General features: G+C 68.6%; 13 protein-coding genes. 8 read left to right on the top strand and 5 right to left on the bottom strand.

Annotated features, from left to right (window positions below):
* The first annotated feature begins 29 nt into the window (after positions 1-29).
* On the top strand, positions 30-2,588 hold the full coding sequence (locus tag VAPA_RS25645) for a PepSY domain-containing protein (RefSeq protein WP_021012909.1): 2,559 nt from the start codon (positions 30-32) through the stop codon (positions 2,586-2,588).
* Here VAPA_RS25645 and VAPA_RS25640 read toward each other — a convergent pair.
* The 3 genes from VAPA_RS25640 to VAPA_RS25630 all read right to left on the bottom strand — a co-directional run bounded on the left by VAPA_RS25640 (position 2,582) and on the right by VAPA_RS25630 (position 4,877).
* Positions 2,582-3,448 (bottom strand): LysR family transcriptional regulator, encoded by an 867-nt coding sequence (locus VAPA_RS25640; RefSeq protein ID WP_021012908.1) that lies wholly within the window; start codon positions 3,446-3,448, stop codon positions 2,582-2,584. The genes VAPA_RS25645 and VAPA_RS25640 overlap by 7 nt on opposite strands.
* Positions 3,449-3,516: 68 nt before the next feature.
* Positions 3,517-4,344: an amino acid ABC transporter substrate-binding protein gene (locus VAPA_RS25635; RefSeq protein ID WP_021012907.1), complete on the bottom strand. Its 828-nt coding sequence runs from the start codon at positions 4,342-4,344 to the stop codon at positions 3,517-3,519.
* 92 nt (positions 4,345-4,436) lie between these two features.
* The gene (locus VAPA_RS25630) at positions 4,437-4,877 is read right to left on the bottom strand and encodes a VOC family protein (RefSeq protein WP_413470478.1); all 441 of its coding nucleotides are present in this window, start codon (positions 4,875-4,877) and stop codon (positions 4,437-4,439) included.
* A gap of 243 nt (positions 4,878-5,120) precedes the next feature.
* Between VAPA_RS25630 and xylF the strand changes: the two genes are divergently transcribed.
* The 5 genes from xylF (at position 5,121) to VAPA_RS25605 (ending at position 12,209) form a co-directional block, all read left to right on the top strand.
* Positions 5,121-6,143, top strand: a complete 1,023-nt coding sequence (gene xylF / locus VAPA_RS25625; RefSeq protein WP_021012905.1) for a D-xylose ABC transporter substrate-binding protein — start codon at positions 5,121-5,123, stop codon at positions 6,141-6,143.
* 125 nt (positions 6,144-6,268) lie between these two features.
* Entirely contained in the window at positions 6,269-7,459 is a 1,191-nt protein-coding gene (locus tag VAPA_RS25620) for a sugar ABC transporter permease (protein WP_021012904.1), read from the top strand.
* 223 nt (positions 7,460-7,682) lie between these two features.
* Positions 7,683-8,459 (top strand): ATP-binding cassette domain-containing protein, encoded by a 777-nt coding sequence (locus tag VAPA_RS25615; RefSeq protein ID WP_021012903.1) that lies wholly within the window; start codon positions 7,683-7,685, stop codon positions 8,457-8,459.
* A gap of 19 nt (positions 8,460-8,478) precedes the next feature.
* Positions 8,479-9,642 carry an ROK family transcriptional regulator gene (locus tag VAPA_RS25610; RefSeq protein WP_021012902.1) on the top strand — a complete coding sequence of 388 codons (1,164 nt, stop codon included), beginning with the start codon at positions 8,479-8,481 and terminating at the stop codon, positions 9,640-9,642.
* A 116-nt stretch (positions 9,643-9,758) separates the two neighbouring features.
* The gene (locus tag VAPA_RS25605) at positions 9,759-12,209 is read left to right on the top strand and encodes a membrane-bound PQQ-dependent dehydrogenase, glucose/quinate/shikimate family (protein ID WP_021012901.1); all 2,451 of its coding nucleotides are present in this window, start codon (positions 9,759-9,761) and stop codon (positions 12,207-12,209) included.
* A 4-nt stretch (positions 12,210-12,213) separates the two neighbouring features.
* Here the strand turns inward: VAPA_RS25605 and VAPA_RS25600 are convergent, their stop codons facing one another.
* Positions 12,214-13,497 carry a helix-turn-helix domain-containing protein gene (locus tag VAPA_RS25600; RefSeq protein WP_021012900.1) on the bottom strand — a complete coding sequence of 428 codons (1,284 nt, stop codon included), beginning with the start codon at positions 13,495-13,497 and terminating at the stop codon, positions 12,214-12,216.
* A gap of 154 nt (positions 13,498-13,651) precedes the next feature.
* On the opposite strand from VAPA_RS25600, the gene VAPA_RS25595 reads away from it, so the two are divergent.
* Positions 13,652-15,745, top strand: coding sequence for a PQQ-dependent dehydrogenase, methanol/ethanol family (locus VAPA_RS25595; protein ID WP_021012899.1), 2,094 nt, complete (start codon positions 13,652-13,654; stop codon positions 15,743-15,745).
* A gap of 17 nt (positions 15,746-15,762) precedes the next feature.
* Here the strand turns inward: VAPA_RS25595 and VAPA_RS25590 are convergent, their stop codons facing one another.
* A complete protein-coding gene (locus VAPA_RS25590) occupies positions 15,763-16,743 on the bottom strand; it encodes a helix-turn-helix transcriptional regulator (RefSeq protein WP_021012898.1) in 981 nt (326 codons plus the stop codon).
* Positions 16,744-16,923: 180 nt separating this feature from the next.
* On the opposite strand from VAPA_RS25590, the gene VAPA_RS25585 reads away from it, so the two are divergent.
* Complete coding sequence (locus tag VAPA_RS25585; protein WP_021012897.1) at positions 16,924-19,041, top strand: carboxypeptidase-like regulatory domain-containing protein; 2,118 nt, start codon at positions 16,924-16,926, stop codon at positions 19,039-19,041.
* Positions 19,042-19,103 lie beyond the last annotated feature (62 nt).

Below are 19,103 nucleotides of genomic sequence, written 5' to 3'. Positions count from 1 at the left end.
CGGCCCTGCACATCCTTCGGCGTTTTTCCATGGCTCTCCTGAGACGGTTCTGGTTCCAGGTCCACTGGTTCATCGGCATCACGGCCGGAAGCGTGCTCGTCGTGATCGGGCTGAGCGGTGCGGTGCTCTCCTTTCGCGCCGAGATCGTCGACGCGATCAATCCCGAACTGCGCCACATCCCCAATCCGGCCGGCGCGGCGGCGCTGCGGCCCGCGGCGCTCGCGGCGCAGGTGCAGGCGGCGCAGCCGGCACTGCGCATCGCCGCGCTCACGGTGTTCGCCGAACCCGGGCGGCCGGCGCGCGTCAACTTCGCGCCGCCCGAAGGCCAGCGCCAGGGCGAGGTCCGGCTGGTCGATCCCTGGACCGGCGCGCTGCTGCCCGTGCCCACGGGCGAGGCCTTCTTCGAGTTCGCCGAGCACCTGCATCGCTGGCTGCTGCTGCCGCGCGACGCGGGAAAGCCCGTCACCGGCACCCTGGCCGCGGGCCTGCTGATTCTTGCGCTGTCGGGCCTCTACCTGCGCTGGCCGCGCCGGCCGCTCGCATGGCGCGCCTGGTTGAAGCTGGACTTCGCGCTGACCGGCCGCGCGTTCCTCTGGAACCTGCATGCGGTGGCCGGCACCCTCGCGTTGCTGGCGTACCTGGCCTCGAGCCTCACGGGCATCTACTGGGCCTTCGATGCCGTGCGCACGGTGGTCGACAACGCCGCCGGCGAAGGGCGCGTGGTTCGCGCGCAGGGCATGCAGGCCGGCAGCGCGCCCGCCAAGGCGCAGGCGGCGCCCGACCTGCAGCGGGTATGGCAATCCTTCCTCGAGGAAACCGGCGGCGACTGGAGCCAGGCCACGCTGCGCCTGCCGGCGCGCAGCGCATCACAGGTGGAAGTGACCTACCTGCGCGCCCATCCCGAACACGAACGCGCACGCAACCGCGTCTACCTCGATGCCGCCACCGGCGAACCCACCCGGCACCGGCGCTATGCCGACAAGGCGCTGGCCGGCCGGCTGGTCAACAGCATCTATCCGATGCACATGGGCACCTACTGGGGATTGCCGGGCCGCATCGTGATGCTGCTCAGCAGCCTGGGCCTGGCGCTGTTCGCGGTCACGGGGTGGATGCTCTACCTCGGGCGCCGCCGCACGAAGCGGGCCGTGCGCGAGGAGCGCACACGGCTGAGCCCCCGGCTGCAGCCGCACGGGCCCGGCGCCGAGCCGGTGCTGCTCACCTTTGCGAGCCAGACCGGCCAGGCGGAGCGCATCGCACTGCAGACGGCCGCGGTGCTGCAATCGGCCGGCGTCGCGGTGGTGCTGCAGCCGCTGGTGCGCCTGAGCGTGGATGCGCTGCGGCGCTACCGCAAGGTGCTGCTGGTGGCCAGCACCTTCGGCGATGGCGATCCGCCGGACAGCCTGCGCGCCTTCGCGCGCCAGTTCGCGCGCCAGACCGGTTCCGGCCTGCAGCACGTGCACTACGGCTTGCTCGCATTGGGAGACAGGCACTACGCCAACTTCTGCGGCTTCGGCAGGGCGCTGGACCACCACCTGCGCGGCCACGGCGCGCAGGCACTGTTCCCGATGATCGAAGTGCACAACGGCGATGCCGGTGCGCTGGCCCGCTGGCAGCAGTCGCTGGCCGAAGCCTTCGGCGTGCTGCAGCCCGGTGCATGGAAGGCGCACGCACCGAAGGCGGCTCTTTTCGAGCCCTGGCGCCTCGTGCGGCGGACCCTGCTCAATGCCGGCAGCCAGGGCGATCCGCTCTTCGAGATCGAGCTCGCGCATCCCGGCGCGGGCGCCTGGGCGCCGGGTGCGCTCGTTGAACTGCTGCCGCGGCAGCCCGGCCACGCCGTCGAACAGTCCCTGCGCCGTGCCGGGCTCGACGGGCGAACGCCCGTGCGCTGCGATGGCCATGAGCGAACGCTCGAAGATGCGCTGGCTCGCAGCATGCTTCCCGCCGTACCGGCGGCCAGCGCGCAGGCAATGGCCGACACGCTGCTGCCGCTCGCGCCGCGGCGCTATTCGGTGGCCTCGATCGCGGCCGACGGCTGCGTGCAGCTGCTGGTGCGCCAGGCCCGCCACGCGGATGGCATGGGCGTGGCCTCGGGCTGGCTGACCGACGGGGCGCCGCTGGACACAGCGGTTGAGCTCCGCCTGCTGCCCAATCCTGCTTTCGCACGCGTCGACGATGAGGCACCATGCGTTTTCATCGGCAATGGCTCCGGCTTTGCCGGCCTGCGCGCGCATCTTCGCGAGCGCGTGCGGCGGGGCCACGCGCGCAACTGGCTGGTGTTCGGCGAGCGGAACGCCGCGCACGATGCCTTCTGCGCCCAGGAGATTGCGCAATGGCAGGCGGCCGCGGCGCTCGAGCGCGTCGACCTGGTGTTCTCCCGCGACCAGGCCGAGCGCCTGTATGTGCAGCACCGGCTGCGCGAGGCGGCCGGCCTGCTGCGCCAATGGGTGGCCGAGGGTGCGGTGATCTACGTCTGCGGCAGCCTCGAAGGCATGGCGCCGGGCGTCGACCTGGCATTGCGCGAGGTGCTGGGCGGGCCGGCCTGCGACGCGCTGGTGGCAGAGGGCCGCTACCGGCGCGATGTCTACTGAGCGGCTTCCCGCAGGCACTGCGCAAACTGCGCGGCGGCTGGCGGGCTGGCGCGCGGCTTGCGCAGGAGAAGGCCCACTTCGCGGTGGAAGGTGAGTTCGCCGAGCGAGAGCATGCGAACGCCTGCAGGAAGGGGAAGGTGCGCCTCGACCAGCGGAACGAGGGCAACGCCCAGCCCCTTGGACGTCATGTGGATGAGCCCGGGGATCTCGTCCAGTTCGATGGAATCCCTGACCGCGATGCCTTCGCGCCGAAGGAATCTTTCCACCATGCGGCCGCCGAACGATGCGCGGTCGTAGCGCAGGAAGGGCTGCTCCTGGATGAGAACGCGCCAATCCTTTCCCGGCAATTTCCTGGGCGCGATGAGCACGTACGGCTCCTGCACCAGCGATTGCCACGTCAGCTCCGGAAGGATGCCGAACGGCGGCCGGATGATCACCGCCGCATCGATCGCGCCCGAGTCGAGCTCGTCCATCAGCCGCATCGACACGCCGGGCGACACATGGACGCGCAGCAGCGGCAGTTCCTTGCGCAGACTTGCAAGCGCCCGCGCGACCAGCGTCGACTGCGTCGAGGCAATGGCGCCGATCCGCAGCAGCCCGCCGTTCGCGGCGTCATGGGGAAGCTCGCCGAGCTTGGCGTAGAGCGCGCAGATTTCCTCTGCCCGCGCCAGCGTCGTCTGGCCGGCCGCATTCAAGGTGGCGGAGCGCCCGGTCCGCTCGAAGAGCTCGAATCCCAGGGCTTCCTCGAGCCGCTTGACCTGGCTGCTGACCGCCGACTGCGTCAGGCCGATCCGCTCTCCCGCAGCGGCAAAGGTGCCATGGCGGCAGACGGCGATGAAGGTTCTGAGTTCGTTGATCATGAACCGAGCATCTCAAGAATCGATGCATGGTTCAATGATTCATCGCTTCGGATCATGCCCGGCGCGCACTATCGCGCTTCGTATGCTTCCATCGGCTTGTCGCTGGGACTGGCCCAGGCGGCCTTCGTCAAGGCGCTGGCCGGCAGCCCGACCTTCGAGTTGTGGGGAGGAATGGGCTGCATGAACCACTTGTCGTAGAGCCGCGCGGCTTCTCCGCTCCTGGCCAGCGACACCACGCTCTGGTCGACGAGCTTCTTGAACGCGGGGTCGCCCTTCGCAAGCATGATCGCGATCGGCTCGACGCTGAGAACCTGGTCGAGCAGCTTGTACTGCGCCGGCTCCCTGCTCTTGGAGATCAGCGTGGCAAGGATCTGGCCATCGGCCGCGAAGCCATCCACCCGGCTCGATTCGAGCAGCAGGAAGCCTTCGCTGTTGTCCTTGGCGAGCACTTCCGCGATTTCGCCCGCACCCTCGCGCTTGAGCTTTCTGAGGAGCTGGACGGACGTGGTGCCAGTCGTTGCGGCCACCGCCTTGCCGGAGAATTGGGCGGGCGACACGATGCCGGAGGCCGCCTTCACGGCAATGCGAACCCCTTCGACGTAGAGCGTGGGCGCAAACGCCACGTCTTTCTGGCGCGCCGTGTTGTTGGTCGTGGTGCCGCATTCGATGTCGACGGTGCCGTTCTGTACCAAAGGAATGCGATTCTGCGGCGTGACCAGCTGGTACTTCACGTTGATCTTCTCGATCTGCAGCGCCTTGCCGATGTCCGCAATGACACGCTCGCAGACCTCGACGTGAAAGCCTGTGTAGCTGCCCGGCCCCAGCGTGAAGGACATGGCGCCCGAGGCGTCGCGCACACCCATGGTGATGGCGCCGGACTCCCTGATCTTCTTCAAGGTGTCGGTTTGCGCACTGGCGCTTGCGACGGACAGCAGCAGTGCTGCGGCAGCCGCGGCTGCAGGAAGGCGTCGTGTTTCACGCGACGCATTCAGACGGCGAACAGCGAATCGAGATTCGCGAACGACTTCATCTCGATGGCATTGCCTGACGGATCGAGGAAGAACATCGTCGCCTGTTCGCCCGGCTCGCCCTTGAAGCGGATGTAGGGCTCGATCACGAAGCGGGTCTGGCGCGCGACCAGCTTGTCGGCCAGCGCCTGCCATTGGTCCATCGGGAGGATGGCGCCGAAGTGGCGCACCGGCACGTCGTGGCCGTCGACCGCGCTGCTGGCCTTGTGGCCGCATTCACCCGGCGCCAGGTGCGCGACGATCTGGTGGCCGTAAAAGTCGAAGTCGACCCACTCGGGCGCGCTGCGGCCCTCGGGGCATCCGAGCAGATCGCCGTAGAAGGCGCGGGCTTCGGCAATGTCGCGAACGGGGAAAGCCAGGTGGAACGGAATTCTCGCGGGGGATGCATTCATGGGGGCCATCGGTCTGTGAGTTCAGGATGGCCCGGACTTTAAGCAGCGCACCTCATAACCGAAAACGATATATTTTCTTGCTGAGCATCGATTTTCTCGATGCTCGATCCACCCGAGAGGCAGGCGCGTTCCCCCGGGAATTCCCGGGTGCCCAGCGCGTGGCCACGATGGGATAGTTAGTTCGCCCTTCAAACTAACTAATTTCTTACACGGCATTTCTTGCCGGGCACACCCTTCCAAGGAGAGACATCCATGCAACTCAAGCACACCCTGGCCGCCATGGCCTTCGGCCTTTCTGCCGTGGGCGCAGTGGCCCAGACCGTGGTCGGCGTGAGCTGGTCCAACTTCCAGGAAGAGCGCTGGAAGACCGACGAGGCCGCGATCAAGGCGCAGCTCGAGAAGCTCGGCGCCAAGTACATCAGCGCCGACGCGGGCGGCTCGCCCGAGAAGCAGCTGGGCGACATCGAGGGGCTGATGTCGAAGGGCGCCAAGGCGCTCATCGTGCTGGCCATGGACAAGGACGCGATTCTTCCCGCCGTCACCAAGGCCACGCGCCAGAAGGTGCCCGTGGTGGCCTACGACCGGCTGATCGAGGCGCCCGGCGTCTTCTACATCACCTTCGACAACGTCGAGGTCGGCCGCATGGAGGCGCGCGAGGTCTTCAAGGTCAAGCCCAAGGGCAACTACGTGATCATCAAGGGCTCGCCGAGCGACCCGAACGCCGACTTCCTGCGCGCGGGCCAGCAGGAGGTGCTGGACGCCGCGGTGAAGAAGGGCGACATCAAGATCGTCGGCGACGAATACACCGAAGGCTGGAAGCCCGAGGTCGCGCAGAAGAACATGGAGCAGATCCTCACCAAGAACGCCAACAAGGTCGACGCGGTGGTGGCTGCCAACGACGGCACGGCCGGCGGCGCGGTGGCCGCGCTCACGGCCAAGGGCCTGCGCGGCATTCCGGTGTCGGGCCAGGACGCCGACTTCGCGGCGCTCAACCGCATTGCGCTGGGCACGCAGACCGCGACCATCTTCAAGGACTCGCGCGAACTCGGCCGCGAAGCCGCCAGCGCAGCCATCGCGCTGTCGCAGGGCAAGCCGGTCGAAAAGTCCGCGCCCTGGAATTCCGGGCCGAAGAAGATCTCGCTGTCGTCGCGCCTGCTCACGCCGGTGCCGATCACGCGCGACAACCTCGACGTGGTCGTGAAGGCCGGCTGGATCAAGAAGGACGAGCTCTGCAAGGGCGTCCAGGCTGCCAGCGCGCCCGCGGCCTGCAAGTAGCAAGAAGAGCGAGCGGGCGCGAAGAAGCGCCTCCAACCCGCGCAGCACTGCCATGTCCGGCCGGCCCACGGGCCCGCCCGGGAGGCCGCCGCGCACCTGTTGTTCCTTCGAGAGGGTCTGAAAAAATGAGCAATCAAACGCCAGGCTGGTGGCGCCGCACGGGCGTCGACCTGCGGCTGCTGCTGATGAGCGTGCTGCTGATCGCCATGGGGGTCGTCTTCAATGTGATGTCGGGCGGCGTGTTTCTTTCGCCCGAGAACCTCTACAACGTGGCGCAGCAGACGGCCGTGGTGGGCATCGTCTCGACGGTGATGGTGCTGGTCATCGTGGCGCGCCACATCGACCTGTCGGTCGGGTCGGTGATGGGCTTCGTCGGCGTGCTGATCGCGTACCTGCAATACACATCGGGCTGGTCGTGGCCCACCGCCTGCCTGGCGGGCCTTGCAGTGGCGCTGCTTGTGTCGATCTACCAGGGCTGGCTCACGGCGATGCTGGGCGTGCCCTCGTTCGTGGTCACGCTCGGCGGGCTGATGTCGTTCCGCGGCGCCGCCTTCCTGGTGGCCGACGGCAAGACGCAGCCCGTGAACGACGAATTTTTCCAGCGCCTGGGCGGCGGCTACGACGGCGGCATCGGCACCACCATGACCTGGATCCTCGCGGCCTTCGTGGCGGTGGTGCTGTTCGCGCGCATGCTGCAGAAGCGCCGTGCGCGCGCGCACCACGAGATGCCCAACGAGCCGCTGTGGCTCGAGGTGCTGCTGACCGCGGTGCCCGCGGCCGTGGTGTTCGTCTTCGCGGCAGTCATGAACAACTACCAGATCGCCTCGAAGGACGCGCCGCAGGGCCTGCCGATCCCGGTGCTGATCTGGGCCGTGGTGGCGATCGTGCTGTCGTTCATCGTGCACCGCACGCGCTTCGGCCGCTACGTGTTCGCGATGGGCGGCAACCCCGACGCGGCGGCGCTGGTGGGCATTCCGGTCAAGCGCGTCACGCTGATGCTGTTCGCATTGCTTGCGGTGCTGGTGACGGTGGCGGCCATCGTGTCGATTGCGCGGCTGAACGCGGGCACCAATTCGCTCGGCACGGGCATGGAGCTGTACGTGATCGCGGCGGCCGTGATCGGCGGCACGGCGCTCGCGGGCGGCACCGGCTCGATCTTCGGCTCGGTGCTGGGTGCGCTCATCATGCAGTCGCTCGACAGCGGCATGCTGCTGCTCGACGTGCCCATCGGCAAGCGCATGGTGATCATCGGGCAGGTGCTGATCGTGGCCGTAGTGTTCGACGTGCTGTACCGGCGCAAGTTCGGGGAGAACTAGAGATGAAAGTGCGTTGGACAGAGCGGTCGTTGATCGCAAGATCAATAGCGGCGTGCCCTCGTGCGCAGGGCATCGGGTGCTCCCCGCAGCGAAATCAAGGAGGAGGCCGCAGGCCGGGGGACATTCGCGGAGGGGCGTACCCGGTGGCCTGTGCACGCGCCCTGAGCATCGGAACCCAGGGCGCAAGAAGCCCTTTCCACGGCACACCGCAAAAGGAATTCAAATGACCACGGTCGACACCTCGAAGCCCCTGGTCGAACTGAAGGAGATCCGCAAGGCCTTCGGCGGCGTGAAGGCCGTGGACGGCGTGAGCATCAACCTCCATCCGGGCGAAGTGGTTGCGGTGCTCGGCCACAACGGCGCGGGCAAGTCCACGCTCATGAAGATGCTCGCGGGCGCCTACCCGGTCGATTCGGGCGACACGCTGATCGCTGGCGAGAAGGTCCACATCCGCACGCCCGCCGAGGCGCAGGCGCTCGGCATCGAGACCATCTACCAGACCCTCGCGCTGGCCGACAACCTCGACTCCGTATCGAACCTCTTTCTCGGCCGCGAGAAGATGACGCGCTGGAACACGCTCGACGACCACTTCATGGAAGTGCAGGCGCGCAAGGTGTTCCAGCGCCTGAACAAGAACTTCACCAACATCCGCATTCCGGTGCGCCGCCTCTCGGGCGGGCAGCGGCAGGTGGTGGCGATCTCGCGCGCGCTGTACTTCAATGCGCGCATCCTGATCATGGACGAGCCTTGCGCCGCGCTCGGCCCCGAAGAGACTGCGATGGTCGGCGGCCTCGTGAAGCAGCTCAAGGCCGACGGCGTCGGCATCTTCCTGATCACGCACGACATGCCCGACGTGTTCTCCTTGAGCGACCGCGTCGCGGTCATGAAGAACGGCAAGCTGGTCGGCACCTACCGCACCGCGGTCGTCACCGAGGATGAAGTGCTCGGCATGATCATCGCCGGCAAGCGCCCCGAAGGAAAAGAGCAGGCCCACAGGTGAGCGAAGGCAGGGTGGCCCCATGACCATCGGCGACCAGCAGCTGTTGAAGCGCATGAACCGCAGCGTGCTGCTGCGGCTCTTGCGGGCCCGGCCCGGACTCTCCCGCGCGCGGCTTGCAAGCGAGAGCGGGCTCACGAAATCGACCGTGAGCCTGCTGGTGCGCGAACTGCTCGACGAAGGCTGGCTCAGCGAAGCGGGCACCACCGTCGCCGATGGGCTGGGACGGCCTTCGACGCCGCTGCAGATCAACGTCGGGGTGCGCGCATTGATGGGCGTCGAGATCGCCGTCGAGACGGTGCGCCTGGCCTGCGTCTCGCTGCAGGGCGACGTGCTGCATGCCGATACGCAGGCGCTGGCCGACAGCGCACCGGCCGGCGCGTGCGCGCAGGTCGCGCGCATGGCCGCGGCAGCGCACGGGCAGCTGAACGCACTGGGGCTGCGCCTGTCGAGCATCGGCGTCTGCGTGCCCGGCGCGGTGGACGACTGCACCGGCGTGGTCCGCTTCGCGCCCAACCTCGGCTGGCGCAACGTGAGCCTGCTGCCCGCGCTGGAAGAAGCCTTTGCCGCGGCGGGGCTGCCGGGCGTCACGGTGCAGCTGCAGAACGACGCCGATGCCGCCGCGCTCGGCGAGTACGAGTTCTCCGGCGGCGAGAGCGCGGACCCGCTGATCTTCGTGAGCTGCGACGTGGGCGTGGGGGCCGGCGTGGTGCTGAACGACCGCCTCTTCACGGGCGCGCAAGGCATGGCGGGCGAGATCGGCCACACCATCCTGCAGATCGACGGGCCGCTGTGCTCGTGCGGGCGCCGAGGCTGCGCCGAGGCCTTCTTCGGCTCGCGCGCGCTGGAACGCGAAGCGCCCGGTGCGGCGCATGCGGCTGCGTTCTTCGGCGTGCTGCTGCAGAACCTGTGGGTCACCTTCGATCCGCGCGCCATCGTGCTCGGCGGCAAGTCCTGCACCGGCCATCGCGGCCTGGCGCAAGCGGCCTTCGAGATGGTCGAGCGCCATGCCGACGCCGCCGGCATGCCCGCGCCCGATCTGCGCATTGCACGCTATGGCGAGCTTGCACCCGCCGTGGGCGCCGCCGCGCTCGCGCTGCACGAGTACCTCCGGCCGCTGCAGCCCGATGCGCGCGCGCGCCGGGCTCGCGCCGCGCGCGACGAATACCGAATACCTTCTGTTTAAAAGATCGCCGGCAAAGCCGCGGCGAGTCCGCTGTTGCACGGCGACATGCGCAAACCGCCTACGCGCATCGCTGTGGCCATGGCCTAGGTTCAAGAAAAAACCTGGAGCTCCATGCCATGCCCGATGCCGCCGCGCGCGTTCGTGCGCCTTCTTCTGCGCTGCTGAACATCACCGCCGTTGTCATCGGCCTCGCAGGCCTGGCCCTGGGGGCGGCAGGCGCGTGGCTCGTCGTGCTCGGCGGCTCGTGGTACTACCTGGCTGCGGGGCTCGGCCTGATCGTTGCCGCGGTGCTGCTTCCGCGCGGCAGCGGTGCAGGCCTCTGGGTCTATGCGGCCGTGGTGGCGCTCACGCTGGTCTGGGCCCTGTGGGAAGTGGGATTCGACTGGTGGCCGCTGGCGGCGCGCGGCGATGTGTTCTTCGTGCTCGGCGTGTTCCTGCTCACGCCCTGGGTGGCGCGCGCGCTCGGGCGCCGCAGCGCCGCGGGCCTGGCACCCGCGCGCGGCTTCCTCGGCGTGGTGCTGCTGGCCTTCCTGGCCGCCGCGGTGTTCTCGTGGACGCGCGATCCGACGCGCATGCAAGGCACCATGCCGCCGGCCACAGCGCCCGTGGCAGCCGCAGCGGGCGCCGCACCGGCCCCGGCGAAGGACGACTGGACGGCCTACGGCGGCAACGGACTGGGCCAGCGCTATTCGGCGCTCGACCAGATCACGCCGGCCAATGTCGGCGAGCTGCAGGAGGCGTGGCACTTTCGCACCGGCGACGTGCGCGGCCAGAGCGGCGACCCCGAGGAGACGACCTTCGAGGTCACGCCGCTGAAGATCGGCGAGCGGCTTTTTCTTTGCACGCCGCACCAGTCGGTGGTGGCGCTGAACGCGACCACCGGCGAGCAGCTCTGGCGCTACACGCCCGAGATCCGGCGTCCGCTGGCCTTGCAGCACCTGACCTGCCGCGGTCTGTCCTACGACCCGGGCCGCGCGGTGCGGCCCGCGCCGGCCGCGGCTGCTTCGCCTGCGCCTTCATCGTCGCCGTCCACTGCGGGCGGCGACTGCGACGCCAAGCTCTTCATGCCCACGGCCGACGGCCGCGTCATTGCACTCGACCCCGGGAGCGGCAGGCCCTGCATGCGCTTCGGCAGCGGCACGGGCCAGATCGACCTCTGGAAGAACATGCCCAACGTGAAGCCCGGCTCCTACTACTCGACCTCGCCGGTGGTGGTGACGCGCTCGCTCGTCATCGTGGGCGGCACGGTGCTGGACAACGTCTCGACCCAGGAGACCTCGGGCGTGATCCGGGCCTTCGACATCGACACCGGCGCATTGGTGTGGAACTGGGACTCGGGCAACCCGGACGACACCGCGCCCATCGCGGCCGACCGCAGGTACACGGCCAACTCGCCGAACAGCTGGTCGATCTCCAGCGTGGACGAGGCGCTGGGGCTGGTCTACGTGCCCACCGGCAACCAGCCGCCCGACCAGTGGGGCGGGAAGCGCACCGAAGGCGCGGAGCGCTACTCGTCCTCGGTGGTGGCGCTCGACCTGGCCACCGGCCGCGTGCGCTGGAGCTTCCAGGCCGTGCACCACGACCTCTGGGACTACGACGTGCCCTCCCAGCCCAGCCTCGTCGACCTGCGCATCGGCAGCGAGACGGTGCCCGTGCTCGTGCAGCCCACCAAGCAGGGCGAGCTGTTCGTGCTCGACCGCCGCGATGGCAAGCCCGTGATCAAGGTTCACGAACGGCCCGCGCCGCAGGGCCCTGCCGCGGGCGACCACACCTCGCTGACGCAGCCCGTGTCGGAGCTGTCCTTCGATCCGCCCGCGCTCACGCCGGCCGACATGTGGGGCGGCACCGTGTTCGACCAGCTGGCCTGCCGCATCGCCTTTCACCGGCTGCGCCACGAAGGCCGCTACACGCCGCCGTCGACCGAGGGTTCGCTGATCTACCCCGGCAACTTCGGCGTCTTCAACTGGGGCGGCGTGGCAGTCGATCCCGGGCGGCAGATGGCGTTCACCACGCCGGCTTCGCTGGCCTTCGTGTCGAAGCTCATTCCGCGCGCCGACGACACCTCGCTCTACGTGCAAGGCAAGAACCGGCCCGACGACAGCCTGCCCGCGCTCAACGAGAACTTCGGCGCGCCGTTCGCGGTCCAGCTCAGCGCCTTCACCTCGGTGTTCGGCCTGCCGTGCCAGGCGCCGCCCTGGGGCCACGTGGCCGGGACCGACCTGCGCACCGGCCGCGTGGTGTGGAAGCACAAGAACGGCACCGTGCGCGACAGCTCGCCGCTGCCGCTGCCCTTTGCGATGGGCGTGCCCAGCCTCGGCGGGCCGATGATGACGGCCGGCGGCGTGGCCTTTCTTTCGGGCACGCTCGACTACTACGTGCGCGCCTACGACGTCGCCAACGGCAAGGAGCTCTGGCGCAGCCGCCTGCCTGCGGGCGGGCAGGCCACGCCGATGAGCTACCGCGGCAGCGACGGGCGCCAGTACGTGGTGGTGGCCGCGGGCGGCCACGGCTCGCTGGGCACGCGCACCGGCGACCACGTGATCGCCTACGCGCTGCCGAAGCGTTGAGCGTTCAGTCCGGCGCGCGCGGCGTGCCCTTGTCCTCTTCGCGCCAGTCGCGCAACCGCCGGTACAGCGTGCCGCGCGACACGCCCAGTTGCCGTGCTGCCTGCGACACGTTGCCGCCCTGCGCCGCGAGCGTGTCCTCGATCAGTTTGCGGCTGTGCTCGCGCAGGGTTTCGCCCGGCGGCGGGTCCACCTGCACGTGGTGGGAGACGGCCGCCTGCGCATGCTCGTCCGCCGCCAGCGCCTCGACGGCCGTTGCAGGCTCGATGGACAACATCGCGCCGTTTTCGCCGGGCATTGCCACCGCATGCCTGAAATCCGCGCCGTCCGCTGCTGCCTTCAACCGCGCCTGCACCCAGACGCCGAGGCCGCTCGAAAGGCGCAGCGGCTGCGCGGCTTCGCGCCTTTCGAGCCGCAGCAGGCTGGCGAGGTCGTGGCCCAGCATCGATTCGACATCGCGTTCGCAGGCCTCTTCGGGCAGGCGCCCGATCAGCCGCGCGCCGGCGCCATTGAGCCAGGCGATGGTGCCGTCGGGCGCCACGCCGGCCAGCGCTTCCATCGGCGTGCCCAGCAGGCTGGGGCTGGCCTGGAAGCGCAGGATCAGGTGATCGCGCGACTGCGCCTGCAGCAGGCGGTTCTCGATGGTCGTGGCATAGAGCGCCACCATCGAGGCCGCGTCGAAGCCGAAGCGCCGCGCTTCCATCGTGATGTCGAGCACGCCCGCAAGCCGGCCCGCCACGTCGCGGATCGGGGCCGCGGCGCATTGCATCTGCGACAGCACGTCGAAGTAGTGCTCCGCGCCGTCGACGGTGCAGGCCTGCCCGGTGGTCGCCACGATGCCCGGCGCCGTGGTGCCGACGATGCGCTCGGAAATGTTCACGCCCACGCGCGCGGTCTTGCGCAGCACCGGCTGGTGCGCCGCGGCCGGCTGGTGCGTGACGTGCACCACCACGCCGTCGCCGTCGGTCAGGATCACGCGGCAGTCGGTGCCTGCGAGCGCGCTTTCCATGCTCGCGAGTTCCTGCCGCGCCACCTCGAGCAGCTCGCGGTTGCGCGCCAGCGTGGCGTGCAGCCGGCTTGGCGTGACCGCATCGAAAGGCACGATGCGCTGGCGGTCGCTGTGGTTTCGGGTGCAGCGCAGCCAGGACTGGATCACCGCTTCGCCGACCAGGCCCGAAGGCCGAACGCCTTCCTCGAAGAACTGCTGCCGCGCGAGCGCCACGCGCTGCGCCGGCGTGCTGGAAAAAAGTTGGCGCGGCGCGGTTGCCGTGCCCAGCCGTTCGAAAGCCATGCTGTTCGCCGCTCCTCGAAATGGGGAATCAGGAAAGGGAGATCGCTGCCCCTGTCGAATGTGTTCCGCAATGGAACAGCGCCGGACTGGGGAAATCCCGAGGGTGAACGCGAGTGCGGCGCGAACGATCCTTGCGGCACAAAGGAGACCCACGATGAAAAAGATCCACTCCGGTTTGCTTGTGCTCGCCGGTGCATTGCTGTGCCTGGGCAGCTCGCCCGTCGCGGCGCAGGCCTCGGCCGCCAAGCAGGTGAACGGCGACTTCATTCGCGCCAACGCGGCCCAGAAGAAGACGCCCGACTGGCCGAGCTACGGCCTGGACTACGCCGAGTCGCGCTTCAGCAAGCTCGACCAGGTGAACGCCGGCAACGTGAAGCAGCTGGGCCTCGCCTGGTCCTACAACCTCGAGTCCACGCGCGGCGTCGAGGCCACGCCGCTGGTGGTGGACGGCGTCATGTACGTCACCGCGTCGTGGAGCGTGGTGCATGCCATCGACACGCGCACCGGGCAGAAGCTCTGGAGCTTCGATCCGCAGGTCGATAAATCCAAGGGCTTCAGGGGCTGCTGCGACGTGGTGAACCGCGGCGTCGCGCTGCACGAGGGCAAGGTCTACGTGGGCGCCTACGACGGCCGGCTGATCGCGCTCGACGCCGCCACGGGGCAGAAGGTCTGGGAAAAGAACACCATCGAGGGGCAGAAGGGCTCCTACACCATCACCGGCGCGCCGCGCGTCTTCAAGGGCAAGGTCATCATCGGCAACGGCGGCGCCGAGTACGGCGTGCGCGGCTACGTCACGGCCTACGACGCGAAGACCGGCGAGCAGAAGTGGCGCTGGTTCGTGGTGCCGGGCGATCCGGCCAAGCCCTTCGAGGACGAATCGATGGCGCGCGCCGCCAAGACCTGGGACCCTTCGGGCAAGTACTGGGAAGCCGGCGGCGGCGGCACTGCGTGGGACAGCTTCGCCTTCGACCCCGAGCTCAACCTGATGTACGTGGGCACCGGCAACGGCTCGCCCTGGGCGCACAAGAAGCGCAGTCCCAAGGGCGGCGACAACCTCTACCTCGGCTCGGTGGTGGCCCTGAACCCCGACACCGGCAAGTACGTGTGGCACTACCAGGAGACGCCGGGCGACAACTGGGACTACACCTCCACCCAGTCGATGATCCTGGCCAACGTCACGTTAGGCGGCAAGGCGCGCAAGGTGCTGCTGCATGCGCCGAAGAACGGTTTCTTCTTCGTCATCGACCGCACCAATGGCAAGTTCATCTCGGCGAAGAATTTCGTCGACGTGAACTGGGCCACGGGCTACGACAGGAACGGCCGCCCCATCGAGATCGCCGCCGCACGCCAGAACGACAAGCCCGGCGACAGCATCCCCGGCCCCTTCGGCGCGCACAACTGGCACCCGATGTCGTTCAACCCGCAGACGGGCCTGGCCTACCTGCCGGCGCAGAACATTCCGATCAACCTGATGGACGACAAGGACTGGAAGTTCGACCAGAACGCACCCGGCCGCCCGCATGCCGCGCTGGGCTGGAACACCGCCATGTTCGCCAACGCCGAGCCGCCCAAGAGCAAGCCCTTCGGCCGCCTCGTCGCCTGGGACCCGGTGGCGCAGAAGGAAGCCTGGGGCGTGGACTACGTCTCGCCCTGGAACGGCGGCACGCTCACCACCGCCGGCAACCTGGTGTTCCAGGGCACGGCCGACGGGCGCCTGGTGGCCTACAACGCGAAGACCGGCGAGAAGCTCTGGGAGACGGCCACCGGCACCGGCGTGGTGGCCGCGCCCACCACCTACATGGTGGACGGCAAGCAGTACGTGTCGGTCGCGGTGGGCTGGGGCGGCGTGTACGGCCTCGCGCAGCGCGCCACCGAGCGGCAGGGCCCGGGCACGGTCTACACCTTTGCAGTGGGCGGCACCGCGAAGATGCCCGACTTCGTGCAGTACCGCATGGACAAGCTGGTGCAGGGCGTGAAGTACGACCCCGCCAAGGTCCAGGCCGGCACCATGCTCTACGTGAGCAACTGCGTGTTCTGCCACGGCGTGCCGGGCGTGGACCGCGGCGGCAACATTCCGAACCTCGGCTACATGGATGCGGCCTACATCGAGAACCTCGACAAGTTCATCCTCAAGGGCCCGGCCATGGCGCGCGGCATGCCCGACTTCACCGGCAAGCTCTCGGGCGACGACATCGAGAGCATCAAGGCCTTCATCCAGGGTACGGCCGACGCGATCAGGCCGAAGTGAGGCACGGCGCGGGCCGGTCAGCCCGCGAGCCGCAGCTCCTGGATCAGGCCCGCCACGTTGCCCACCTGCAGCTTGTCGTAGATCGACTGGATGTGGTTGCGCACGGTGGCGGGCGAGCGGTTCAGGATGGCCGCAATGTCCTTGTGCGTGTCGCCGCGGGCCAGCAGCTCGGCAATGGTGTGCTCGCGCGACGTCAGGCTGTCGGCCAGGCAGCGCCTGCGGCTCTTGAGGAACAGCAGGCGCTGCTCGACGTGGTGCGTGACCACGACCGCCCGTCCGCTGTAGCGCGCATGGCCGCCGAGGAAATGCTTCAGCAGCGCATCGGGCAGGGTCCGCCCGTGCCAGGACGGCCACTCGGCCTTCAGCGTCGCCTCGAAAGGACGGTCGGCGTGATAGAGCACGCCGCGCAGGTCGCCGATGGCGGAGCCGCCCGGCGCCTGGCCGCCGCTCTCCAGCCGGTCGAGGTGCACGATGCGGTTGAGCGCCAGCGCCTGCATCACGTGCGGCGCCAGGCTGGCGAGCAGCTGCCGTTCGTTCTCGGTGCCGTGCGCATCCGGGTCCGAGCGGAACAGGCTGAGCCAGTGCACGAAATTCGTCTGCGGATGCACGTCCGAGCTGATGAAGAAATTGGACTGCTCGAAGCGCTCGCCATATGCGCGCAGCTGCGCCTGGTCCTTGCGATGGAACCAGGCATTGGCGTTGAACGAGAGCGTCGACTTCGGCCGCTTGCCGACTTCCACCGCGGCGGTGTCGAGGTGCTTCACCTCTTCGTAGGCCGCCAGCATTTCCACCGGCTGGTTGTGCAGATGGATGGTGTGGATGTCGATGCCGCTGTCGGTGCGGGTGGCGGTGCCCCACATCGACGAGTCGAAGGCCAGCACCGGCTTGATGAGATCGAGCGCGGCATCCTGGAAGGCGTCGATCGGCAGCTCGTGCGAGAGCCGGTAGAGCCGCAGCAGCAACTCGCTGAAGTCGTGCAGGGCGGCTGGCCTGGTCATCGTCGAAGTTTTCCATCGCGCCTGCGCAGCGCGCATCCCATGTTCCGGTGATTCCATCCTGCGGCCCGCCGGCGGATTTCAAGAATGATGCATTTGCATCATTTTTTTTGGAAAAGTGAAAGCTATTGTTTGCGGACCCCGGATGGTCCGGGGCTTTCAACCTTTTCGAAGAGCCCACCGATGCCCTCTCTCACCCGCAAGATTCCCCATGCGCTGTCCGTTGTCACCCTGGCGCTGCTCGGCGCGTGCGGCGGAGGGGGCGCAGGAGGCGGCGGCGGGTTCAGCTTCATCCCGCCGGCTTCGAGCGGCGGCGACCCGCCCGCGGCGGCCGGCACCACCTTGAGCGGCACCGTCGCCACCGGCGCGGCATTTGCCGGCGCGGTGCTCACGGTGTTCGACCAGACCGGTGCCAAGGTCTGCGAAGTGACCACCACGCCCGAAGGCAGCTACAGCTGCTCGCTGCCCGCGGGCACCAAGGCGCCGCTGGTGATCCAGGCCGTGCGCGACGACCTCACCCTCTACAGCACCACCGCCAGCACCGCCACCGGCACCACCAACGTGACGCCGCTGACCACCATCGTCGTGGCGCAGCTCGCGCCCAACGGCGACCCGGCCAAGCTGGCCGCGGCGATCCAGGCCGACGCCGGCGCCGTCACGGCGGGATCGATCGGCGACCAGGTGGCCAAGCTGCTGGCCGCGCTGCAGCCGCTGCTGACCGCGCTCGATGCGAGCATCGATCCGATGAGCGGCGAGTTCCAGGCCAACGGTACCGGCCAGGACCGCGTGCTGGACGCGCTCAACGTGTCGGTGCGCCCCGACGGCACGGCATCCAACATCGAGATCACGGTGAAGGCGCTGCCCGCCGGCGAAGACAGCCCGCCCGTGTCCATCGTCTTTCGCAGCGGCGACGCCACCATTGCGGCGCTGCCCGCCATCGATGCCGCAACGCTGGTGCAGCCGCCCACGCCGGCCATGGTGCAGGCGCTGCTCGATCGCATCAATGCCTGCTATGCGCTGCCGCTCGCACAGCGGGTCGACAGCCCCATCGAGGCAGACGGCAATGCCTACGGCAGCGCCGCCAACGTGGTGGCGCCGGCCTGCCGCACGCTGTTCGTGAACGACGATCCGGCCAGCTTCGTGGCGGCCGGCGCGCCCATCGGCCGCGTGAGCAGTGGTGCGCGCCGCTCGTTCGAAAGCCTGTTCCGCTCCGGCCCCACCAACCTGAAGCACGACCGCGGCAACTTCGAATACTTCCACAAGAACGGCGATGTTGCGCTCACCTACCGCTGGACCGACGTTCTGGGCAACACCGACAACGACGTCTTCAACGCGAAGATCGTGGACGGCGCGCTGAAGCTCACCGGCAACAGCAACACCTACCGCGCCTTCGTGCGCCCGCAGCTCGACAAGAAGGACTTCCTGAAGCACCAGAACCTGGTGTTCCACTCGGTCGGCTACGCCGTTTCGGTCGACAACGTGCGCGACGGCAATGGCGACCCGGTTCTTTCGAAGGTGGTGGCAACGACCGCATCGCTGCCGGGCAAGGAACTGGTGCTGGTGCCCAAGGCCGGCCTCAACTCGCTGGTGCTCACCCCGGACGGCACGGCCGGTTCGGCCCTGAACTCGGCGGTGTGGCGCATGTCCGCACGCTACCTCGACCCGGCCCAGCCCGGCAGTCCGAGCGATTTCGACAACGCCAACCTCTTTGCCACGCCGGCGTACACCGACGAGGAACTCGGCAAGATCGCCGACCAGTCGGTGTGGAAGCTCGAATTCTTCCGCGCCGACGGTGCCACGCCGAACGTGGTGCAGTACGTGCGCACCTTCTCCCGCGTGCCCACCATCGCGGAAGCCGTGCAGACGCCCATGGTGGAGCTCACGCCCGCCCTGCGTGCCGAGGTGCTCGCGGAAAGCCTGGGCAGCCCGCGCGGCATCGTCTTTGCGGCCCCGACGCCTTCGGAGCCCAACAACGTCGACTTCAGCGCCGACGGCGGCCTCGACGGATGGACGGTTCCGGCCGGTGCGCTCGCGCCCACCTCGTTCAGCGTCTTCGGCAGGGCCCCGGGCGCTGGCGGCGCCCGCTTCAGCGAAACCGTCACCGTGCGCAGCACCGCGCGCAAGGCCATGGTCTATTGCCAGCCGGTGAGCGGCAGCGACACGCACTGCGTGCCGGCCGGCAACAGCAGCTGGCAGTACGCCCAGGGCTCCTCGATCAGCACCTTCGGCTTCACGGCCCGCACCGCGCGCCAGGTCGACGTGCGCAAGAACTTCGAGGCGTGGACGGTCACGCTTCCCTGATTTTTCCTGCTGTCACGCCATGAAAAAAGCCGCCGGACCCGAGGGCCGGCGGCTTGTTTTTC

It is taken from the genome of Variovorax paradoxus B4 (assembly GCF_000463015.1).
Lineage (GTDB): Bacteria > Pseudomonadota > Gammaproteobacteria > Burkholderiales > Burkholderiaceae_C > Variovorax > Variovorax paradoxus_E.
Note: the sequence above shows the minus strand (reverse complement) of the source record. Positions and strands in the feature narration are given on the sequence as shown.

Coding starts and splice junctions, on each gene's coding strand:
- VAPA_RS25645 (WP_021012909.1), top strand. CDS start 30: ATGGCTCTCCTGAGACGGTTCTGGTTCCAGGTCCACTGGTTCATCGGC.
- VAPA_RS25640 (WP_021012908.1), bottom strand. CDS start 3,448: ATGATCAACGAACTCAGAACCTTCATCGCCGTCTGCCGCCATGGCACC.
- VAPA_RS25630 (WP_413470478.1), bottom strand. CDS start 4,877: ATGGCCCCCATGAATGCATCCCCCGCGAGAATTCCGTTCCACCTGGCT.
- xylF (WP_021012905.1), top strand. CDS start 5,121: ATGCAACTCAAGCACACCCTGGCCGCCATGGCCTTCGGCCTTTCTGCC.
- VAPA_RS25620 (WP_021012904.1), top strand. CDS start 6,269: ATGAGCAATCAAACGCCAGGCTGGTGGCGCCGCACGGGCGTCGACCTG.
- VAPA_RS25615 (WP_021012903.1), top strand. CDS start 7,683: ATGACCACGGTCGACACCTCGAAGCCCCTGGTCGAACTGAAGGAGATC.
- VAPA_RS25610 (WP_021012902.1), top strand. CDS start 8,479: ATGACCATCGGCGACCAGCAGCTGTTGAAGCGCATGAACCGCAGCGTG.
- VAPA_RS25605 (WP_021012901.1), top strand. CDS start 9,759: ATGCCCGATGCCGCCGCGCGCGTTCGTGCGCCTTCTTCTGCGCTGCTG.
- VAPA_RS25600 (WP_021012900.1), bottom strand. CDS start 13,497: ATGGCTTTCGAACGGCTGGGCACGGCAACCGCGCCGCGCCAACTTTTT.
- VAPA_RS25595 (WP_021012899.1), top strand. CDS start 13,652: ATGAAAAAGATCCACTCCGGTTTGCTTGTGCTCGCCGGTGCATTGCTG.
- VAPA_RS25590 (WP_021012898.1), bottom strand. CDS start 16,743: ATGACCAGGCCAGCCGCCCTGCACGACTTCAGCGAGTTGCTGCTGCGG.
- VAPA_RS25585 (WP_021012897.1), top strand. CDS start 16,924: ATGCCCTCTCTCACCCGCAAGATTCCCCATGCGCTGTCCGTTGTCACC.